Raw genomic sequence first — 3,548 nt, 5'->3', positions numbered from 1 at the left:
AACGACACCCGGCAAGTGCGCAAGATGCTGTCGATGGCGTTGTGGATGGCCTTGGTCGTTAGCCCGATTCAGGCGGTGGTCGGTGACGCCCACGGCTTGAACACCCTGGAGCATCAACCGGCGAAGATCGCTGCCATCGAAGGGCACTGGGAAAACAACGGGAGCGAAGCGACGCCGCTGGTGCTGTTCGGTATCCCCGACATGCAGGCCGAGAAGACCAGATATGCGATCGAAATTCCCTACCTGGGCAGCTTGATCCTGACCCACAGCCTCGACAAGCAGATCCCGGCGCTCAAGAGCTTCCCGAAAGAGGATCGCCCCAACGCGACGATCATCTTCTGGAGTTTCCGTGTCATGGCCGGGCTGGGCATGTTGATGGTGCTGGCCGGTGTGCTCGGCCTGGCCCTGCGCCGCAGCGGCGCCATTTACCGCAATCGCTGGTTCCTGCGCCTGATGCTGTGGATGGGCCCAAGCGGCCTGATCGCCATGCTCGCCGGCTGGATCACCACCGAAGTCGGGCGCCAGCCGTGGGCGGTGTATGGCCTGCAGCGGACGGCAAATGCGGCATCGAATCACAGCATCGCGCAGTTGAGCATCTCGCTGGCGCTGTTCGTGGTGATCTACTTCTCGGTGTTCACGGTGGGCATCGGCTACATGATGAAACTGGTGGCTAAAGGGCCGAAACCCCATCACGAGCATCCGCCTGCGGGGCATTCCGATCAGGTCATCACACCGCGCCGGCCGCTGTCCGCCGACGCTGAAATCCTCGAAACCGACGCCCGCGTCAAATGAAGGAAGGGAGTTGAGTCATGGGTATTCAAGGTATCGATTTATCGTTGATCTGGGGCGTGATCATCGCCTTCGGCGTGATGATGTACGTGATCATGGACGGCTTCGACCTGGGGTTGGGCATCCTGTTTCCGCTGATCCCGGATGCGAAGGAGCGCGATGTGATGATGAACACCGTGGCACCGGTCTGGGACGGTAACGAGACCTGGCTGGTGCTGGGCGGCGCGGCGCTGTATGGAGCATTCCCGCTGGCCTATTCGGTGATTCTCGAAGCGTTGTACCTGCCGCTGATCCTGATGCTGTGCGGCTTGATCTTCCGCGGTGTGGCGTTCGAGTTTCGCTTCAAGGCCAGCCCTGAAAAGCRTCATGTCTGGGACATGGCGTTCATCGGCGGTTCGCTGCTGGCGACCTTCTCCCAGGGCGTGGTGATCGGTACTTACATTGCCGGTATCCCGGTGGTGAACCGGCAGTTCGCCGGTGGTTCGCTGGACTGGCTGGCACCGTTTCCGTTGTTCTGCGGTGTCGGCCTGATCGTCGCCTATGCGCTGCTCGGCAGCACCTGGTTGCTGGTCAAGACCGAAGGCATGCTCGAATCGCGGATGCGCCTGTTCACCCGGCCCCTGGCCTGGCTGCTGTTGGCGGTGATCGGCGTGATCTGCGTGTGGACGCCAATCCTGCATCCGGAAATCGCCACGCGCTGGTTTGCCCATGCGCACCTGGCGGTGTTCGGTGGCTTGGCGGTGCTGGCCTTGCTGGCGATGTTCGGCTTGCTCAGGACCCTGCGCCAACGCCACACCCATTGGCCGTTCGCCTTCACCCTGATGCTGGTGTTCCTCGGTTACATCGGCCTGGCGTTCAGCATCTGGCCGAACATCGTGCCGCCGTCGATCAGCCTGTGGGCAGCGGCGTCACCGCCGACCAGCCAGTTGTTCATCCTGATCGGCGCGCTGTTCATCCTGCCGATCATCCTGATGTACACGGTCTGGAGCTACTACGTGTTCCGCGGCAAAGTGAGGATTGGCGATGGCTACCATTGATAGGAATCAAACCGCACCCGCGCGCTGGTACAAGCGCCTGGGATGGCTGGTGGTGATCTGGCTGGGCAGTGTGGTTGCCTTGGGTGTGTTGGCAGGGGCGTTGCGGATGTTGATGCATGCGGCCGGGATGAGTAGCCACTGATGCGTACTGCCAGAAAACCGAAATGGCAGTTGTGACAAATGACTTGTGGCGAGGGAGCTTGCTCCCGCTGGACTGCGCAGCAGGCCCTCTGTTGGGGCCGCTTCGCAGCCCAACGGGAGCAAGCTCCCTCGCCACAGGTTACTTATTGCTCTCTCTATACTTCTTAAATGAACAGCATTGCCGCAATAGCGGGGCTGTAGGTGATCAGGGATCAATATGACTTTGCATAAAATGCCCACGTGTTCGTTTTTCGGCCGGTGAATAAACAGGTTACGGAGATTTCAGGTTGTTTTAGCGGAATACAGCGAACAGTTACTCCAAGCTCTCCGATGGCTTTTTCAACTTTTTTGTCTTCGGTGAAGGGGGCGAGAACAAAGGCGCTAAGTTTTGTGTTCTGTTTGAAGCGCTTTTTGAATTCGTCCAGAGTAGTGATCGTTGTGGTGTTGTCGGACAATTTCTTCTGTGCCGCCTCTAACATGTCTTTTTGAAGGGTGGCCAGTGTTTTCGAGATGTTATTAACGAAATCTCCAGTGTCAAGTTTCAGAAGGATTTTGCAGTTGTTTCGACAGAAATAGGACACCGCATTTTGCTCCAGTTCCTTTATGCCAATCTCGATCCGGACAGGGACGCCACGCTTGATGTGGTACCATTTTTTTTCGCCACTGTTCATGTCCCGCCAATCAATACTGGCCCGAAGGTTTTGCCCCTTCAGTTTTTTCCGACAAATCTGCTTTTGCAGTTTTTTGCAGTAGTCATGAATGGCATCTGCATTCTGTTCGTTGCGCACGATCGGGATAATGACGACCTGCGTCGGTGCCACGAGGGGCGGGAGTACTAGTCCATCATCGTCACCATGGGCCATTATCATCGCGCCGATCAGTCGCGTGGATACTCCCCAAGACGTGGTCCATGCCAGTTCTTTTATCCCTCCTTTGTTCACGAAGCGGATGTCTGAACTTTGTGCGAAGTTCTGGCCTAAAAAATGAGAAGTACCTGCTTGCAGGGCCTTGCCGTCTTGCATCATCGCTTCAATGGTGTAGGTGCTGACGGCGCCCGGAAAACGTTCCCAGGAGCACTTTTCGCCCTTGATTACTGGTATGGCCAGGTGCTCGGTAGTAAAGCGCTCATAGATATCCAGCATCTTTAGCGTTTCGTCCAAGGCCTCATCATGAGTTGCGTGAACGGTGTGACCTTCCTGCCATAGGAACTCCGATGAGCGCAGGAAAATCCGAGGACGCATTTCCCAGCGCAGTACGTTCGCCCATTGATTGATAAGTAGAGGCAGATCCCGATAACTTTGTACCCATCGTGAAAAGGATGCACCGATGACCGTTTCACTGGTGGGCCTGATGATCAACGGTTCTTCTAGTGTTCCTGCGGGAGTAAGCGCTCCATCCGTTGATTTTTCGAGACGATGATGGGTTACAACCGCGCACTCTTTGGCAAAGCCTTCAACCTGCTCTGCTTCTTTTTGAAGAAAGGATAACGGAATCAAAAGTGGAAAATATGCGTTTGAATGCCCTGTGTCTTTGATTTTCTTATCAAGTTCTCGTTGAATCTGCTCCCATATGCCATACCCC

4 protein-coding genes are annotated in these 3,548 nt (G+C 56.2%); 3 read left to right on the top strand and 1 reads right to left on the bottom strand.

Features of this window, described 5'->3' with window-relative positions:
* The 3 genes from ACXRVY_RS20435 to ACXRVY_RS20425 all read left to right on the top strand — a co-directional run.
* Nucleotides 1-792: cytochrome ubiquinol oxidase subunit I (locus ACXRVY_RS20435; RefSeq protein WP_458238101.1), on the top strand; the 792-nt coding region annotated here is incomplete at its 5' end.
* A 17-nt stretch (nt 793-809) separates the two neighbouring features.
* On the top strand, nt 810-1,826 hold the full coding sequence (gene cydB / locus ACXRVY_RS20430; RefSeq protein WP_458238100.1) for a cytochrome d ubiquinol oxidase subunit II: 1,017 nt from the start codon (nt 810-812) through the stop codon (nt 1,824-1,826).
* Nucleotides 1,813-1,968: a DUF2474 domain-containing protein gene (locus tag ACXRVY_RS20425; RefSeq protein WP_223463780.1), complete on the top strand. Its 156-nt coding sequence runs from the start codon at nt 1,813-1,815 to the stop codon at nt 1,966-1,968. Before cydB ends, ACXRVY_RS20425 begins: the two co-directional genes overlap by 14 nt.
* Before the next feature lie 211 nt (nt 1,969-2,179).
* Here ACXRVY_RS20425 and proS read toward each other — a convergent pair.
* Nucleotides 2,180-3,548, bottom strand: a 1,369-nt coding sequence (proS, locus tag ACXRVY_RS20420) for a proline--tRNA ligase (RefSeq protein WP_458238099.1), incomplete at its 5' end; no start/stop codon positions are given.

It is taken from the genome of Pseudomonas sp. P5_A2_2, assembly GCF_054177685.1.
This window is presented reverse-complemented; position numbering and strand designations above follow the sequence as displayed.